Annotated in this window: 16 protein-coding genes; 7 read left to right on the top strand and 9 right to left on the bottom strand. The window is 67.3% G+C overall.

Annotation, left to right across the window (positions count from 1 at the left end):
* Positions 1-13 precede the first annotated feature (13 nt).
* Positions 14-775, top strand: a complete 762-nt coding sequence (locus AB0L57_RS27385) for a crotonase/enoyl-CoA hydratase family protein (RefSeq protein ID WP_364967919.1) — start codon at positions 14-16, stop codon at positions 773-775.
* A 63-nt stretch (positions 776-838) separates the two neighbouring features.
* Positions 839-1609: an SDR family NAD(P)-dependent oxidoreductase gene (locus AB0L57_RS27380; protein ID WP_364967916.1), complete on the top strand. Its 771-nt coding sequence runs from the start codon at positions 839-841 to the stop codon at positions 1607-1609.
* Between the two features lie 208 nt (positions 1610-1817).
* On the opposite strand, the gene AB0L57_RS27375 is transcribed toward AB0L57_RS27380, so the two are convergent.
* The 3 genes from AB0L57_RS27375 to AB0L57_RS27365 all read right to left on the bottom strand — a co-directional run bounded on the left by AB0L57_RS27375 (position 1818) and on the right by AB0L57_RS27365 (position 3618).
* Entirely contained in the window at positions 1818-1979 is a 162-nt protein-coding gene (locus AB0L57_RS27375; RefSeq protein ID WP_364967913.1) for a hypothetical protein, read from the bottom strand.
* Positions 1980-2052: 73 nt separating this feature from the next.
* A complete protein-coding gene (locus tag AB0L57_RS27370; RefSeq protein ID WP_364967910.1) occupies positions 2053-2667 on the bottom strand; it encodes a TetR/AcrR family transcriptional regulator in 615 nt (204 codons plus the stop codon).
* Positions 2668-2700: 33 nt separating this feature from the next.
* On the bottom strand, positions 2701-3618 hold the full coding sequence (locus AB0L57_RS27365) for a metal-dependent hydrolase (RefSeq protein WP_364967908.1): 918 nt from the start codon (positions 3616-3618) through the stop codon (positions 2701-2703).
* A 195-nt stretch (positions 3619-3813) separates the two neighbouring features.
* Here AB0L57_RS27365 and AB0L57_RS27360 point away from each other — a divergent pair, with 195 nt between their 5' ends.
* On the top strand, positions 3814-4977 hold the full coding sequence (locus AB0L57_RS27360; protein ID WP_364967905.1) for a hypothetical protein: 1164 nt from the start codon (positions 3814-3816) through the stop codon (positions 4975-4977).
* Here the strand turns inward: AB0L57_RS27360 and AB0L57_RS27355 are convergent.
* Together AB0L57_RS27355 and AB0L57_RS27350 are read right to left on the bottom strand one after the other, a co-directional pair.
* Positions 4877-5974 carry a phosphotransferase gene (locus AB0L57_RS27355; protein ID WP_364967902.1) on the bottom strand — a complete coding sequence of 366 codons (1098 nt, stop codon included), beginning with the start codon at positions 5972-5974 and terminating at the stop codon, positions 4877-4879. The genes AB0L57_RS27360 and AB0L57_RS27355 overlap by 101 nt on opposite strands.
* Positions 5975-6639: 665 nt before the next feature.
* Positions 6640-6840: a hypothetical protein gene (locus tag AB0L57_RS27350; RefSeq protein WP_364967899.1), complete on the bottom strand. Its 201-nt coding sequence runs from the start codon at positions 6838-6840 to the stop codon at positions 6640-6642.
* Positions 6841-6859: 19 nt separating this feature from the next.
* Between AB0L57_RS27350 and AB0L57_RS27345 the strand changes: the two genes are divergently transcribed.
* Entirely contained in the window at positions 6860-7189 is a 330-nt protein-coding gene (locus AB0L57_RS27345) for a hypothetical protein (RefSeq protein ID WP_364967897.1), read from the top strand.
* Positions 7190-7225: 36 nt separating this feature from the next.
* On the opposite strand, the gene AB0L57_RS27340 is transcribed toward AB0L57_RS27345, so the two are convergent.
* The 3 genes from AB0L57_RS27340 to AB0L57_RS27330 all read right to left on the bottom strand — a co-directional run bounded on the left by AB0L57_RS27340 (position 7226) and on the right by AB0L57_RS27330 (position 9816).
* Positions 7226-7414, bottom strand: coding sequence for a ferredoxin (locus tag AB0L57_RS27340; RefSeq protein ID WP_364967894.1), 189 nt, complete (start codon positions 7412-7414; stop codon positions 7226-7228).
* Positions 7411-8694 (bottom strand): cytochrome P450, encoded by a 1284-nt coding sequence (locus tag AB0L57_RS27335; RefSeq protein WP_364967891.1) that lies wholly within the window; start codon positions 8692-8694, stop codon positions 7411-7413. The genes AB0L57_RS27340 and AB0L57_RS27335 overlap by 4 nt, the downstream gene beginning before the upstream one ends.
* A gap of 306 nt (positions 8695-9000) precedes the next feature.
* The gene (locus AB0L57_RS27330; RefSeq protein WP_364967887.1) at positions 9001-9816 is read right to left on the bottom strand and encodes an IclR family transcriptional regulator; all 816 of its coding nucleotides are present in this window, start codon (positions 9814-9816) and stop codon (positions 9001-9003) included.
* Between the two features lie 107 nt (positions 9817-9923).
* On the opposite strand from AB0L57_RS27330, the gene AB0L57_RS27325 reads away from it, so the two are divergent.
* The 3 genes from AB0L57_RS27325 to dmpG are packed head-to-tail and all read left to right on the top strand — an operon-like array spanning position 9924 to position 12741.
* A complete protein-coding gene (locus AB0L57_RS27325; RefSeq protein ID WP_364967884.1) occupies positions 9924-10763 on the top strand; it encodes a fumarylacetoacetate hydrolase family protein in 840 nt (279 codons plus the stop codon).
* On the top strand, positions 10760-11734 hold the full coding sequence (locus AB0L57_RS27320) for an acetaldehyde dehydrogenase (acetylating) (RefSeq protein WP_364967881.1): 975 nt from the start codon (positions 10760-10762) through the stop codon (positions 11732-11734). Before AB0L57_RS27325 ends, AB0L57_RS27320 begins: the two co-directional genes overlap by 4 nt.
* The gene (gene dmpG / locus AB0L57_RS27315; protein ID WP_364967878.1) at positions 11731-12741 is read left to right on the top strand and encodes a 4-hydroxy-2-oxovalerate aldolase; all 1011 of its coding nucleotides are present in this window, start codon (positions 11731-11733) and stop codon (positions 12739-12741) included. The genes AB0L57_RS27320 and dmpG overlap by 4 nt, the downstream gene beginning before the upstream one ends.
* Positions 12742-12795: 54 nt before the next feature.
* Here the strand turns inward: dmpG and AB0L57_RS27310 are convergent, their stop codons facing one another.
* Positions 12796-14067 carry an FAD-dependent oxidoreductase gene (locus AB0L57_RS27310; RefSeq protein ID WP_364967875.1) on the bottom strand — a complete coding sequence of 424 codons (1272 nt, stop codon included), beginning with the start codon at positions 14065-14067 and terminating at the stop codon, positions 12796-12798.
* Positions 14068-14073: the final 6 nt, after the last annotated feature.

The following is a 14073-nucleotide window of genomic DNA, read 5'->3' as shown; positions in this document are numbered from 1 at the left end:
GAGGGAGGGTCCGGTGTCGGACGAAGTTTTGCGGGAACGTCGCGGGCGCACGCTGGTGATCACGATCAATCGGCCGGATGCGCGCAATGCGATCGACACCGCGGTCAGTCGAGGTTTGGCCGATGCCGTCGACGAGCTGGACGCGAGCCCGGAGCTGTCGGTGGCCGTGGTGACCGGGGCGGGAGGAAACTTCAGCGCGGGAATGGATTTGAAGGCCTTCGCCGCCGGTGAGGTGGTGATCGTTCCGGGGCGTGGCCTCGGGTTCACCGAGAAGCCGCCGACCAAGCCGATCATCGCGGCGGTCGAGGGCTACGCGCTGGCGGGCGGCACCGAGGTCGTGCTCGCCACCGATCTGATCGTCGCCTCGAAGACGGCGAAGTTCGGAATACCTGAGGTCAAACGCGGTCTGGTGGCCGCGGGCGGCGGACTGCTGCGCCTGCAGCATCGCATCCCCTATCAGAAGGCGATGGAGCTCGCGCTCACCGGCGACAGCTTCACTGCCGCGGAAGCCGCGGGATACGGCCTGGTCAACGAACTGACAGCACCGGGACTGGCGCTGGAGCGGGCCTTGGCCCTGGCCGAGCGGATCACGGCGAACGGACCACTCGCGGTGGCGAAGACGAAAGAGGTCCTCGTCAGCTCCGCGGACTGGACGACCGAAGAGATGTGGCGCAAGCAGCTGGAACTGGTCATCCCGGTATTCCAGTCCAAGGACGCCCAGGAGGGCGCGACCGCCTTCGCCGAGAAACGCAAGCCCGAATGGACCGGCGCGTAAGGACTTCGGACGGTGGAACCACCGCCGTGTCCGAGCAGAACAATCACGAAGTGAGGAGACACAGTGTCGTTCGAAGGTGAAGTCGTACTGGTGACCGGCGGTGCCGGCGGTCTGGGCGCGGCGACGGTTCGCCGATTGCACGGTGCGGGAGCCGCTGTCGTCGTGGCCGATGTCAACGACGAGAAGGGCAAGGCGCTGGCCGATGAACTCGGCAACAAGGCCGTCTACGTCCGGACCGACGTGCTCGACGAGGATGCCATCCAATCGGCGCTGGCCGCCGCCGACGATCTGGGCACGCTGCGCTACGCGGTGATCGCCCACGGCGGTTTCGGAGTGCTGGAGAAGGTCGTCAACCGCGACGGCACTCCGCATACGTTCAAGGGTTTCACCGACACGATCGCCCTGTATCTCAGCGGGACCTACAACGTCCTGCGGCTGGCGGCGGCGAAGATCGCGACACTGGACCCGAAGGACAACGGTGAGCGCGGCGCCGTCGTGATGACGAGTTCCATCGCCGGTTACGAGGGCCAGATCGGGCAGTCCGCCTACGCGGCGGCCAAGGGCGGGGTGATCGGCCTGACGCTGGCGGGTGCGCGCGACCTGAGCGCCATCGGTATCCGGCTCAACAGCATCGCCCCGGGAACCATGCGGACCCCCATCATGGAATTCCTCGGCGAGGAGAAGCTCGCGAATTTCGCTGCGTCGGTGCCTTTTCCGAAGCGGCTGGGCGCACCCGACGAGTACGCCTCGCTGGCGCAGCATCTGCTGGAGAACCCGTACATCAACGGTGAAGTCGTCCGCATCGACGGAGCCCAGCGTTTCCAGCCGAAGTAGGCGGGGCCGCACAGCGAGCGATAGGTGTGCGCGGTGAGACGGGCCCGACACCGAAGTGTCCGGCCCGGGCGCTGGCGATGCCCGCGGCGCGTTCGCCGTCGATCATCGCCGCCAGCGGTGCGACGAACGAAAGTCGGACGCTGTCCCACAGTAGACGGTGCCGGGGTGATCCGGATCCATCAGCCAGAATGCTTGTGGGAGAAAGGACTTACTCATACACCTGAACACCGAGCGCGGTCACGCACGCCGCCATGTCCTCGAAATGGAAGTAGAACGCCGAGCGGCCGGCTCCGGCAACCGCGGCGAGATCGGCGACGTCGATCTCCTGGAGAAGCTGCACCTTCAGCCGCTCGTCCAGCGCGCGCGGCAACGCGGACCATGCATGGTTCAAGTGAGGAGAACGGGAGCGTCGCGACCCACGGGCTCGAGTGCGCGGAATCGATTCAGCCGGATACGGAGCCGGTCTGGGCGCGGATCGCCGGGGCGAGCCAGCGGCGAAGGTAGTCGCGCAGATCCTCGGCATCTCGTGGCGGGGCATCGGAGTCGTACATGAACGATTGGACCACGCGCAACGCCCACTCGATCAGCTCATCGAAACTGCCGGTCGCCGAGAATGTTTCGGTCCAGTCGATCGCCGTGTTGTCCACCAGAACCGAATGGGCGATCCGGCGAGCGGAATCCGAGGTCATGCCGCGCAGCAGTGTATGTGTGGGCTCGTTGAGCAGCACCTGCAGATACGGTTCGTCGGCGATATTGGTCACCGTGTGGACGATGCCTTCGATCACCGCTTCGGAGATGTCGTCGACCGACCGCAGGCGCGCGCCGAGCTTCTCGACGAATCGGCGGGTGCCGTCTTGCGCGGCCGCCATCAGCATCGCGCTGGTACTGGGGAAGTACCGATAGACGGTCGCCCGGCTCACTCCGAGTTCCGACGCCACATGCGCGATGGTGGTCTGCCCGCCACGCTGCTGTACACACCGATGGGTTGCCGCGATGATCCGGGCGACGGCCTCCTCGTCGGTGCTGGGCGGTGCGCCGTTCCAGCCGTGGGTCCGCATACCGGTCACTCTAGAGGCCGGGCCGACACGTGATCACCCTGGTGAACTCGAATACCAGTGGCAGACGTCCTCGCCGCGCGCGAAGCGCTCGAACCAGCGATCGGCGAACTCCGGCAGCGGTTCGCGCGCCGGATCGTGAAAGGGATTCTGGCTCAGCAGGACTCGTCGCGCCGTGCGCAGCTTCGTTCGCCGCCCGATACCGGCGAATGCGGGACGCGCACGCTCGATCGCCGTGCCACCGGCGGGGCCGGGGCGGTTCCGGATGGCGGCGATCATCCCGGGAAGCGGCCTGATGGTGTGCGCGTCGATCGCGCGCTCGGCGGGTGGGACGTGCGCGTTGATACCTGCGCAGAGGAGCCGGGTGACTCGGAACAGGTGTGCCACCACCCGGGGAAGTACCCGGGTGCGGTAGAACGGATCGGCCACCACCGCGTCGTAGACGACGAGTGCTGAGCTGCGGTGCTCGACTTCCTCGACGAAATGCCAGACCAGTAGCGACGCGACCCGATCGTCGCCGGGGCGGAACAGGCTGGTCTCGTGGTCGAGCATCATCGTGAAGAAGGGGGTGAAGGTCGCCTCCAGATCGGCGATGTAGGCGAGGCGGTAGCGCAGTGGGGTGGACGCGGTGAGCTCGTCGTAGGCCGCGATCGCCTCGTCGAGGGTGTGCTGCAGTCCGGGATGGTGACGAATCAAGGCGCGCACGTGTTTTCGATGGGCCGCTGCGTGCTGCGCCTCCTGACGCAGGAACAGGTCGGCCTCCTCGGCGGCCTCGGGGTCGGCGAGGAGTGGCATGGCCTCCTTGACCGCGGCGACCACCATCTTCTCGAAGCAGATCGCGATGATGGACACGATGTTCATGTAGGTGGAAAACGCCGGGTTGCCCGGATTCCAGTTGAACGGGACCTCGTCGTCGAAGTCGAACCGGAGCTTGCGGATCCGCAGATTGCTCATTGCTCACCTCGGTAGCTGTGGCCGGACCACCGGTCCGGCCTGGAATGCGAACATAGACGATACGTCTATGATAGATATGTATCGTCATCAATTCGGTATGGATGACAGTATCTGTGCTACGGCGGTGGGAGCTGTCCGTGGTGATCCGGAACGCATCGGCCGGGCGTCGTCCGGACAACGAAGAGGGACCCGCCGATGTCTGACATCTGTCTCGCCGAGGTCGAGCGCCTCGCCGGTGAACTCGGCTTCTCCTGCGCGAACGCATCACCGTTCGTGACGCTGCGCGATCCGTTGCATCCGGCGAACTGGACCCTGCCACTGCTGGAATTCACCGTCGTCGCGGGCGCCGTCCTGGCCCTGGTGGCGGCTGTGCGGCGCCTTCGAGGAACGGGTGACCCCACCGATCTCGTCCTGTGGTTCAGCGGTGTGGTCTACCTGCTGATCATCGAACCGCCGATCTACTTTCCCCGGGTTTTCGGTGTCGAGGATCAGCTCGGAATCGTGTTCGTACACAACGAGTTCACCGTCGACTTCCTGTTCGACCGGCTACCGCTCTACATCGTCGCCCTCTATCCCGCATTGCTCACACTGGCCTGTCACATCGTGCGCGGTCTCGGCATCGTCGACCGGTACGGGCCACTGGCCGGCGCGGTCGCGGTCGGCTTCGTGCACAGCTGCTTCTACGAGATCTTCGACCACCTCGGGCCGCAACTGCGATGGTGGATCTGGAACAGCGACAACGCCGCGACACGACCGGCGTTCGCCTCGGTACCGATCGCCAGTATCGCGATATTCTCCGCCCTGGCCCCGGCGCTGCTGGCATATCTCGTTCATCGACTGGTCGCGTTGCCGTTCGCCCGCGGGCAGCGTCCCGGTGCGGGGGCGCTTGTGTGCCGCACGATATCGGTCGGCATTCTGACGTCGATCGGCATCGTCGTGTGTGGCATTCCGGCCTGGATCTTTCCCGGCCGCCCCGTTGTTCAAGGCTGGGTGTACTGGGTGGAGATCGGTGTGGTCGCGATCGGTGGCGCGGTCACCGTCGCCCGGGCGCTGGGTGCGCGGTGTGGTGCCGGCGAACTCGGCTACGTCAGGATTTTCGGCGCGGCCTTCCTCGCGGTGATGGTGATCGGCTGGGGTGCGGCAATGCCCGAATATCTCGGCGCGACAGGCGGAATCACCGCGTCGGGTACGCCCACCGGCAACCTCGCTTACGCGTCGATCTGTTTCCTCGTCGCTCTGGTGCTGGTCGTCGCGTCGTTCACGCCGGTCGATCGTTCACCGATCGGCCGGATGTCCCCGGTAACAGGTCGAGTGCGCCGGTATCGCGGACATGTGCGCAGTGCCGGTCGAGGGTGGTGAGAAACAGTTCGTCGCCGCGGGGCGTCCGCTCGACGACCATGGACGCGGTGACGGCCATGATCACGCCCATGAAGCTCTGCGCTCGCACCGCCTGCCGGACCTCGCCGAGCGTGCTGGGCGAATCCGGTCCCAGTGCCGCGTGATACGCGGTCAGTAGTTCGTCGTAGTGCGCGCGGCGGTCGGTGGTGGGCAAGGCACAGCCGAGGAAGTAGGCGAGATCGACCTGTGCCGGCCCGGACATGACGCCCTGCCAGTCCACCACCGTCAGTGGCCGTGCGGCGCCGGACTTTCCGAACAGAAGATTGTCCATGCGATAGTCACCGTGGATCAGGCCGGTCCGGCCGCGGCCGACCTCGGCGACATAGGTGTCGTAGGCGGCCACCAGCGGATCGCAGACCGCGCGATGCTCGGCGGTGAGCGCGTCGTGGTACCGGTCCAGGAACGAGTCGTACAACTGGCTCAGCAGATCCCCGGTCAGAATGGATCCGCGATCGAGCCACGCTGCCTCGGCGAGTTCGGGCCGGCGCAGCAGCAGCGCGTGCATCCGGCCGAGTTCCCGGCAGGCCACGAGCGCCTGTTCGATTGTCGCGCCGTGGATCTCGTCTCCGACGACGCTGTCGGTGACATCGTCGATGAGCAGGTCGAACGCGCCGGTCGCGGTGTCGATGGCGGCGTGATGACAGGGCGCGATCGGGCCGTCGGCGACATGAGGCGCGATCTCACGATAGAAGCGGACCTCACTGTCGTAGAGCCCCATCAGATGTCCGGTCCGGCGGCTCACGGGGTCGGCCGCGGCGACTTTGAGCACGACCGTGGCCGGACCGGTCGTGCCCGCCGCGTATTCGAGCCGCACGCGGTAGCACTCGCTGACTTGGCCGGTACCGATGCGCTCATATCCGAACCCGGTCACCGGCCCGGCTGCCAGCGTGGTCGTGAGCCATGCGGTGGTGAGGGCGGCCGGGTGTTCGACAACATCGCCATTCGTGGTGTCGTACATCAGCAAAGCGTAGGCGGAGTCGTCTGATCGCAGGATCGGATTCGGCGGTACAGTTTCGACAATCGTATGTATTACAGCATCGGCTTCGATGTGCTTGTGGGGCGCAGCAAGTGTTATATACAGTAATAGTTACTGTCGTGACTCTATCCAGCGTGTGGCGCATCGATCGACAGGAGGCCGGAGTGAGTATCCGAACCCCAGCCGGTGCCGGTGGTGGATGCGGGCGATGTGCGGCCGCCCCAGTGGATCCGGCGATCGCTCGCGCGCTGCGGGACTCGGCGACGGCGCTGGCCGGCACTGCCGAGGCGTGGTTCGGAGGCGCCGCTCTCGGCGGGCAGGCTCTCGCGGGGCAATCGAGCTTTCGACTTTGTCGCTCTCGGTGGCGCGATGACGGAGGCGGCCATGAGCACATTCTTCGCGCCGCTGGATCAGGCCGATCCCGCTGCGTGACAACCGTTCACGGGGCCCGGGCCGTCGGTCGTGCCGCGGGTGCGAAACGCACGGACAGGGCCTGCGCCCCGGCGGGCGCATCCCAGATGAGGTCGACACCCTCGACCTCGGTTCCCGCACCGCATGCGGAATCGCCGACTGGGTGGGCCCGGGCGCAGGCAATAGTGATCGACGGTGCCGGGGGCGTACGGTCCGGTGCGAGGCTCGGGTGTCGATCAGTGTGTGGCGCCGCCGAACATGCGGGCGTGCAGCCCGTCGAGAACGACCTCGAGTCCGCTGTCGAAGCGGTCTTCGGTGAGCCGATGGCGCGACCCGGCCAGTGAACGCAGGTGTTCGAGTCCGTGGCCGCGCACGGTGTCGCGCAGATATCGATCGATCTCCGGGTGTCCGGCGAACGGTCGCGTCGTCCGGATCAATTCGCTGTGGTTGCTGTGCGTGGTGATCCTGCCCTTCCCGACCGAGATGGTCGGTGAGTACGGTGCCGACCACTTCGTCATCTCGCTCTATATCGGCGTTCTCCTGGCCAGCAGCCTCACTCTCACCGCACTCGCCATCGCGCTGCGCCGGATCAATCCGCCGGAGTCGGCGCCGGACCGGGCCGGAGTCGAGGGCCTGATCGGAAACGCGGCCTGCCTGACGCTGGCCTTCGTGATCGCACTCGTCGTGCCCGGCGTGGGCTACTGGCCGCTGGCGCTACTCCTGCTCGACGGCCCGGTGCTGGCTCTCGCTCGCCGTCGCATCCAGCCGAGCGAGACTTCCTCATGAGTGACTCGGCGCCGCGACGGCAACGGTGCCGATCGGTCATTCGATGACGATGGCGTACTCGGGGCAGGCATTCTCCGCGTCGGTGACAGCGGCGTGGTGTTCGGCGGGAACCTGGCCCCGGGGTGCCGTGGCGTAGCCGTCGTCGGTGAGCTCGAACACGGTGGGGCACAGGGCCACACAGACGCCGTGGCCGCGGCAGCGATCCGAGTCGACGGAAACTTTCATCGCAGCGCCCGACCGTACGTGATGTGCAATTGCTGCAATCCGCGCAGCAGGAAGGTCGGTTCGTAGGAGTAGTGGCGGTCGTCGCCTGGACCGTGGACGGTGTCGTCGATCCCGATGTCTTCGACGCGGTCGAGCATCCGGTCGAGGGTGACCCGGCCCTCCGTACGGGCCAATGGGGCTCCGGCGCAGGTGTGGATACCGCGCCCGAAGGCGATGTGCTCGCGGGAGTTCGGGCGGTCGAGGCGGAACTCGTCGGGATCGTCGAACTTACGGGGGTCGCGGTTGGCCGCGCCGATGCACAACATCACCACCGTCCCCGCGGGGATGTCGACGTCACCGACCCGGGTGGTCCTGCGGGTGAGCCGGAAGTCGACCTTGGTGGGGCTCTCGATGCGCAGTGATTCTTCGATGAACGGAGCGACCAGGCGTCGGTCCTCGCGCAGAATGCGCTGGTACTCCGGACGTTCGGCGAGTACGCGGACGGCGGAGCCGAGCAGCTTGGCGACGGTTTCCTGCCCCGCGGCGAACAGGAAGGTCGCCGGGCGCACGACATCGATGAGTGCGGGCAGTGTCCCGTCGGGGTAGGTGGTGGCGGCCAGAACGCCGAGGATGTCCGCGCTCGGCGTGGCTCTGCGTTCGCTGATGTAGCTGCCGAAGGTGTCTTCGAGCCACTGCAATGGGTTGCTGCCCACCGGTTCGTGGTCCAGGGCGCCGACCCGGCTGCCCGGTTCGGTGTGCCCGGCCAGCCGCGTCCGGAACTCGTCGCGGTCGCCCTCGGGGACGCCGAGCAGGTCGGCGATGACGAGGGTGGCGAAGGGTTTGGCGTAGTCACCCAGGAACTCGCAGTGTCCCGCCGTGGCGATCTCGTCGAACTGGCGGTCCGCCAGCTGCCACATGTAGTCCTGATTCTCCTCGAGCCGCTTGGGGGTCAGCAGCCGGCTCAGCAGCGTGCGGGTGCGGGTGTGCTCCGGCGGATCCATGGTGACCATGTGCTCGAAGATCGGAAATCGGTGGCGGTGTTCCTCGATCTGCGCGCTGATGTCGTCGCCCGCCGGGACGAACGGCAGCGGCGGGAACGGTCCGCCGATCGAGACGCATGCCGAGAACGCCTCCGGATTCCGGAAGATCTCATTGGCCTCCTGGTAGCCCGTGACGGCCATGACACCGTGGTGCGGGTCGCGGGTCACCGGGTTCCGGCTGCGGAGACAGGCCAGGTATTCGTACGGGTCCTGGGCCACCGTGGCGTCGGAGAAGTAGTCGAGGGATGCCAGATCGGTCATGGCCGGCCTTTCGTGATGGGACCGGGGAGCGTTCGAACGGCGTCATCGCCGCAGTCGCCGGATCCACCATTTCTGATCGATCGATCAAGATGTCGATAACGGTAACTAGCTAACATGAGAATCTGATTTCCGTCAACCGGCTTGTGAGAGTGGATATGTGCGCTCGGCGGCGGAGTCTCGGGAGCTCGAATTTGAGCGATCGATCAGGATTCGACGACAATGAGGTATGTCATGACCGGGTGAGTGGAGGGCAAGGTCGCCCTCATCGAGCGGGCTGTCGTCGGCGAGCCGGATCGCGCCGGAAACCTACCGGGAGTCGTGGGATACGGTCGCGCGCAGTTCGTCGCGGCGCGTCAGCGCGTGGCCGATGTTCTCGGCCGCGGCGCGCACGGGCCCGGCCTGCGCCTGCGGGCGGAAGCGGTGGGAGGGTCCGGTGAGACTCAGCGCGGCGACGACCTGGCCGCCCTGCCGGATCGGGGCGCTGACGCAGACGACGCCCAGTGCCGACTCCTCGAATTCGTAGGCCAGGCCGTCGGCGACGATGCCATCCAGTCGCGAACGCAGCACCCCGGCGGTGACGACCGTGTGCTTCGTCTTGCGCTCCAGCGGACCGGCCAGCACCGATTGCTGCAATTCGTCGCCACCGAAGGCGAGCAGGGTTTTGCCGATCGCGGTGCAGTGCAACGGCATTCGACCGCCGAGCCGGGAGGGCGCCACCGCCTGGCGATGGCCGCCGATCTTCGACAGGTAGACGACTTCGGCCCCGTCCAGCACGCCGAGGTGGACCGTCTCGCCGGTGCGAACGTAGAGATCCTCCATGAACGGGATGGCCACCTCGATGAGGCTGCGCTCCACCGATGCGCGCATGCCGAGTTCGAACAGATAACCACCGAGCCGGTAGCCGGCGTCCACGCGATCGATCAGCCGGGCGGTCGTCATATCCGCGAGGACGCGATGCAGTGTCCCCTTCGACAGCCCGGTCCGCCGGCCGAGCTCGGCGAAACCGAGCGTGGCGTCGTCCAGGGTGAACGACTGCAGCACGAGCATGATCTTGCCGAGCACCGTCGATTGATCCGCCGCGGCCCGCGCGGGGGTGCTGCTGGGAGGTGCGGGTTCCGGCATATCGCCACACTACGCCGAGTTCCGCTGGCCGGAACCATTCGCTCGCGCCGGCCGAACCCTCGCTGAAGAGTGGTGGTGCCCTCACATCCCCGGACATTGGACAATTCATGAGCCCCTCCGAGCTGCCGACCTCCGCCGGTCCCGTCGCCACCGTGTCGACGATCGCGCGCGCGGCCACTCGCCTGCGCGAAGCCCAAGCGACCCGCACCGCCTGCGCACCGGTCCGCGACCTCATCGGCAGCGACGACGTCGTCACCGCGTACGCCGTGCAGCGAGCGCAGATCGAGGCGCGGGTCGCGGCCGGTGCGCGGGTCGTCGGCCGCAAGATCGGCCTGACCTCCCCGGCCGTACAGCGCCAGCTCGGCGTCGGTCAGCCGGATCTGGGCGTCCTGCTCGACGATATGGCCGACACCGAGGCCGGTGGTGTCCCGCTGTGGCGGCTCATGCAACCGAAGGTCGAAGCCGAGATCGCGTTCATCCTCACCGAGGATCTGGCCGACGGTGAACTGGGGCCGGACCGTATCCGCCATGCCGTGGGCTACGCGGCCGCGGCCATCGAAATCGTCGACAGCCGAATTGCCGACTGGGACATCACCTTCGGCGATACGGTCGCCGACAACGGGTCCAGTGCCCGATTCGTCCTCGGCGCCGCGCGGCGCACCCTCGACGAGTTCGAGCCGGTCGAGGCGGTGATGGAGATGACGCTCGACGGTGCCCGGGTGTCGACCGGCACCGGGGATGCCTGCCTCGGTGATCCGCTCGATGCGCTGGCATGGCTGGCCACCACCGCGCGCGAATTCGGCGATCCGCTGCGGGCCGGTGAGGTCGTCCTGTCCGGTGCACTCGGACCGATGGTCGCGGTCACCGGGCCCTGCGTCGTCCGCACCGAGATCAGTGGTCTGGGCTCGGTGACCGCTCGATTCGTGGAACAGGAGGGTCTCGCATGACCGATCGCGACAAGGTGAAGGTCGCCATCATCGGGTCCGGCAACATCGGAACCGATCTGATGATCAAGGTGATCCGCACCTCGAAGAATCTGGCGATGGGTGCGATGGTGGGCATCGACCCCGCCTCCGACGGTCTCGCCCGCGCCGAGCGCCTCGGCGTGCCCACCACCGCTCGCGGCGTCGACGGTCTGCTCGAACTCCCGAATTTCGGCGAGATGGCTCTCGTTTTCGACGCGACCTCCGCCCGGGCGCACATCGCCAATGCCGAGAAGCTGCTTCCGTACGGTAAACGCCTCGTCGATCTGACGCCCGCCGCGATCGGGCCGTTCGTCGTTCCCGCGGTCAACCTCGACGAGCACCGCGCCGCGCCCGATGTGAACATGGTGACCTGCGGCGGTCAGGCGACGATTCCGATCGTCGCGGCCGTGTCCCGGGTGACCGATGTGCCGTACGCGGAGATCGTCGCGTCGATCGCCTCGAAGTCCGCCGGGCCCGGCACCCGCGCGAACATCGACGAATTCACCGAGACGACCGCGCACGCGATCGAAGCGGTCGGCGGGGCCGCGCACGGCAAGGCGATCATCATCCTCAATCCCGCCGAGCCGCCACTGATCATGCGCGACACCGTGCTGTGCCTCATCGCCGATCCGGATCCGGCCGTGCACGAGAAGATCACGCGGTCCGTCGCCGACATGGTCGCCGCGGTGGCGCGGTACGTTCCGGGCTATCGCCTCAAGCACGAGGTACAGATCACCCCGATCGCGGCCGGACAGCCCGTGCACACCCTCGAATCCACCGCGGCCGGTGCGACTCATCAGGTGTCGGTCTTTCTCGAGGTCGAGGGGGCCGCGCATTATCTGCCGGCATACGCCGGGAATCTCGACATCATGACCTCGGCGGCGCTGCGCTACGCCGAGGCCGTCGCACCGGATCTGCGGACGCCGTCGAACGACACAGTGGAGACACGATGACCACACAGCTCTTCATCCAGGACGTCACCTTGCGCGACGGTATGCACGCCGTGCGCCACCGCATCACTCCCGAGGATGTGGGGCGCATCGTCGCCGCTCTCGACGCCGCGGGCGTGGACGGTATCGAGGTCGCGCACGGCGACGGGCTGGCCGGGGGCAGTTTGAATTACGGTCCCGGCAGCAATACCGACTGGGAGTGGATCGAGGCGGCGGCGGCGAATCTGGAGCATGCGCGCCTGACGACTTTGCTGCTCCCGGGGATCGGGACGATCAAGGAATTGCGGCACGCCTACGACCTCGGAGTTCGTTCCGTCCGGGTCGCCACGCACTGCACCGAGGCCGATGTGGCCGCTCAGCACATCGGCACCGCGCGGGAACTCGGTATGGACGTGTCCGGATTTCTGATGATGAGTCACATGACCGATGCCGGGGAGCTGGCGCGGCAGGCCAAGCTGATGGAATCGTATGGGGCGCACTGTGTGTACGTCACCGACTCCGGTGGGCGCCTGACGCTCACGGGGGTGCGTGAGCGCGTCCGTGCGTACCGGGACCTGCTCGACCCGGCCACCGAGATCGGTATCCACGCCCACGAGAATCTGTCGCTGTCGGTGGCCAATTCCGTGATCGCGGTGGAGGAGGGGGCGATTCGTGTCGACGCGTCGCTGGCGGGGCATGGTGCCGGCGCGGGCAACTGCCCGATCGAGCCCTTCGTCGCGGTGGCGGATCTGTACGGCTGGAAGCACAACAGCGACCTGTTCGCCCTGCAGGATGCCGCCGACGATCTGGTGCGGCCGCTGCAGGACCGGCCGGTGCGCGTCGACCGGGAAACCCTCACTCTCGGTTACGCGGGGGTGTATTCGTCGTTCCTGCGCCATGCGGAGTCCGCCGCCGAGCGATTCGGGCTCGATGTGCGCACGATCCTGCTCGAGGTCGGCCGCCGCGGTCTGGTCGGTGGTCAGGAAGATCTCATCGTCGACATCGCGTTGGATCTCGCGGCGCGCGAATAGGTACTCGCCGCCGGACGCGACAACGCGTCCGGCGGCGAGAGGCTGTGGCCACCGTCAGGATGCGATCGTGTCCGCCCGATCGGCCGTAGCCAGTGGGATGGGCTCGAACATGGCCGCCTCGTCCTCGGGAAACAGTGCGGTCGGGCCGTAGATCCAGTCGATGAACGAATAGTCGTCGACCGCGCGGGCCCGCAACAGCCGGTTGCGCTGTTCGCGCTCGCGGCCGTCGAGGTGCCACAGCTCGCCCCAGGCGCGGGCGGTGGTCAGTACCCGGCGGCAGTGCTCGGGCCGCACCGCCTCGTACGCCGACAGGGTGCCCGCCCAGTCGATCACGCCGTTCGCGTCGCGCAGGCGTTCGGCGTGCGCGGCCAGCACCCAGCCGTCCTCGATCGCCATGATCGCGCCCTGGGCCATGTACTGCAGCGGCGGGTGCGCGGCGTCGCCGAGCAGGGCGATCCGGCCCTGGACCCAGGTGTCGATCGGGTCGCGGTCGAACATGCGCCACCATTTGTCGCGCCACATGTGCGGCAAACCCTGCCGGACCGAATCGCCGGTCCGGGCGAAGGCGGCGTCGAGTTCGTCGGGCGTGCCCCAATCATCCTGTCCCGCCAGGGCTTTGGCGGACCGGAAGACCGCCACCTGGTTGAGCAGTGCGCCGCCACGCAGACCGTAGTGGACGAAATGGCACTGCGGGCCCACGTGGACGACGACTTCGGACAGGTCGACCGGTCGGTCCACCTGCTCGATCGGCACCGTGCCGCGGTAGGCGACGTAGGCCGAGGACACCGGCTCGTCGTCGACGAACAGCGTGCGGGCCACCGAGTGCAGGCCGTCGGCGGCGATCACGACGCCGGCCTCGTGGACGATGCCGGATTCCGTTGTGGCGGTGGCGGTATCGCCGTGCCGGCCGTAGCCGGTGACGTTCTGTTCGGTGAGCAGTTCGACGCCCGCGTCGCGGCACGCCCGCAGGAACAGCGCGTGCAGGTCGCTGCGGTGGATGACCAGATACGGGAAGCCGTACCTGCGCTCGAGATCGCGGAGATCGAGGGCGGTGAGCTCGTCGCCGTCGACGGCGTCGCGCATGACCATGCGTCCGGGAACGACGCCGCGGGTTTTCGCCTCGTCCAGCAGACCGTAGTCGTCGAGGATGCGGGTGCAGTTGGGGGCCAGCTGCAGACCGGCGCCGACTTCGCCGAACTCCTTGGCGCGTTCGAGCACCCGGACCCGCAGGCCGAGGCGCGACAGGGCGAAAGCGGCACTCAGACCGCCGATTCCGCCACCGACGACGAGGACATCGGGATTCATGGTGGTGACAGGGGTACGCACGAGGCG

The sequence above is a fragment of the Nocardia sp. NPDC052254 genome, from assembly GCF_040679495.1.
Taxonomy (GTDB): Bacteria; Actinomycetota; Actinomycetes; order Mycobacteriales; family Mycobacteriaceae; genus Nocardia.
This window is presented reverse-complemented; position numbering and strand designations above follow the sequence as displayed.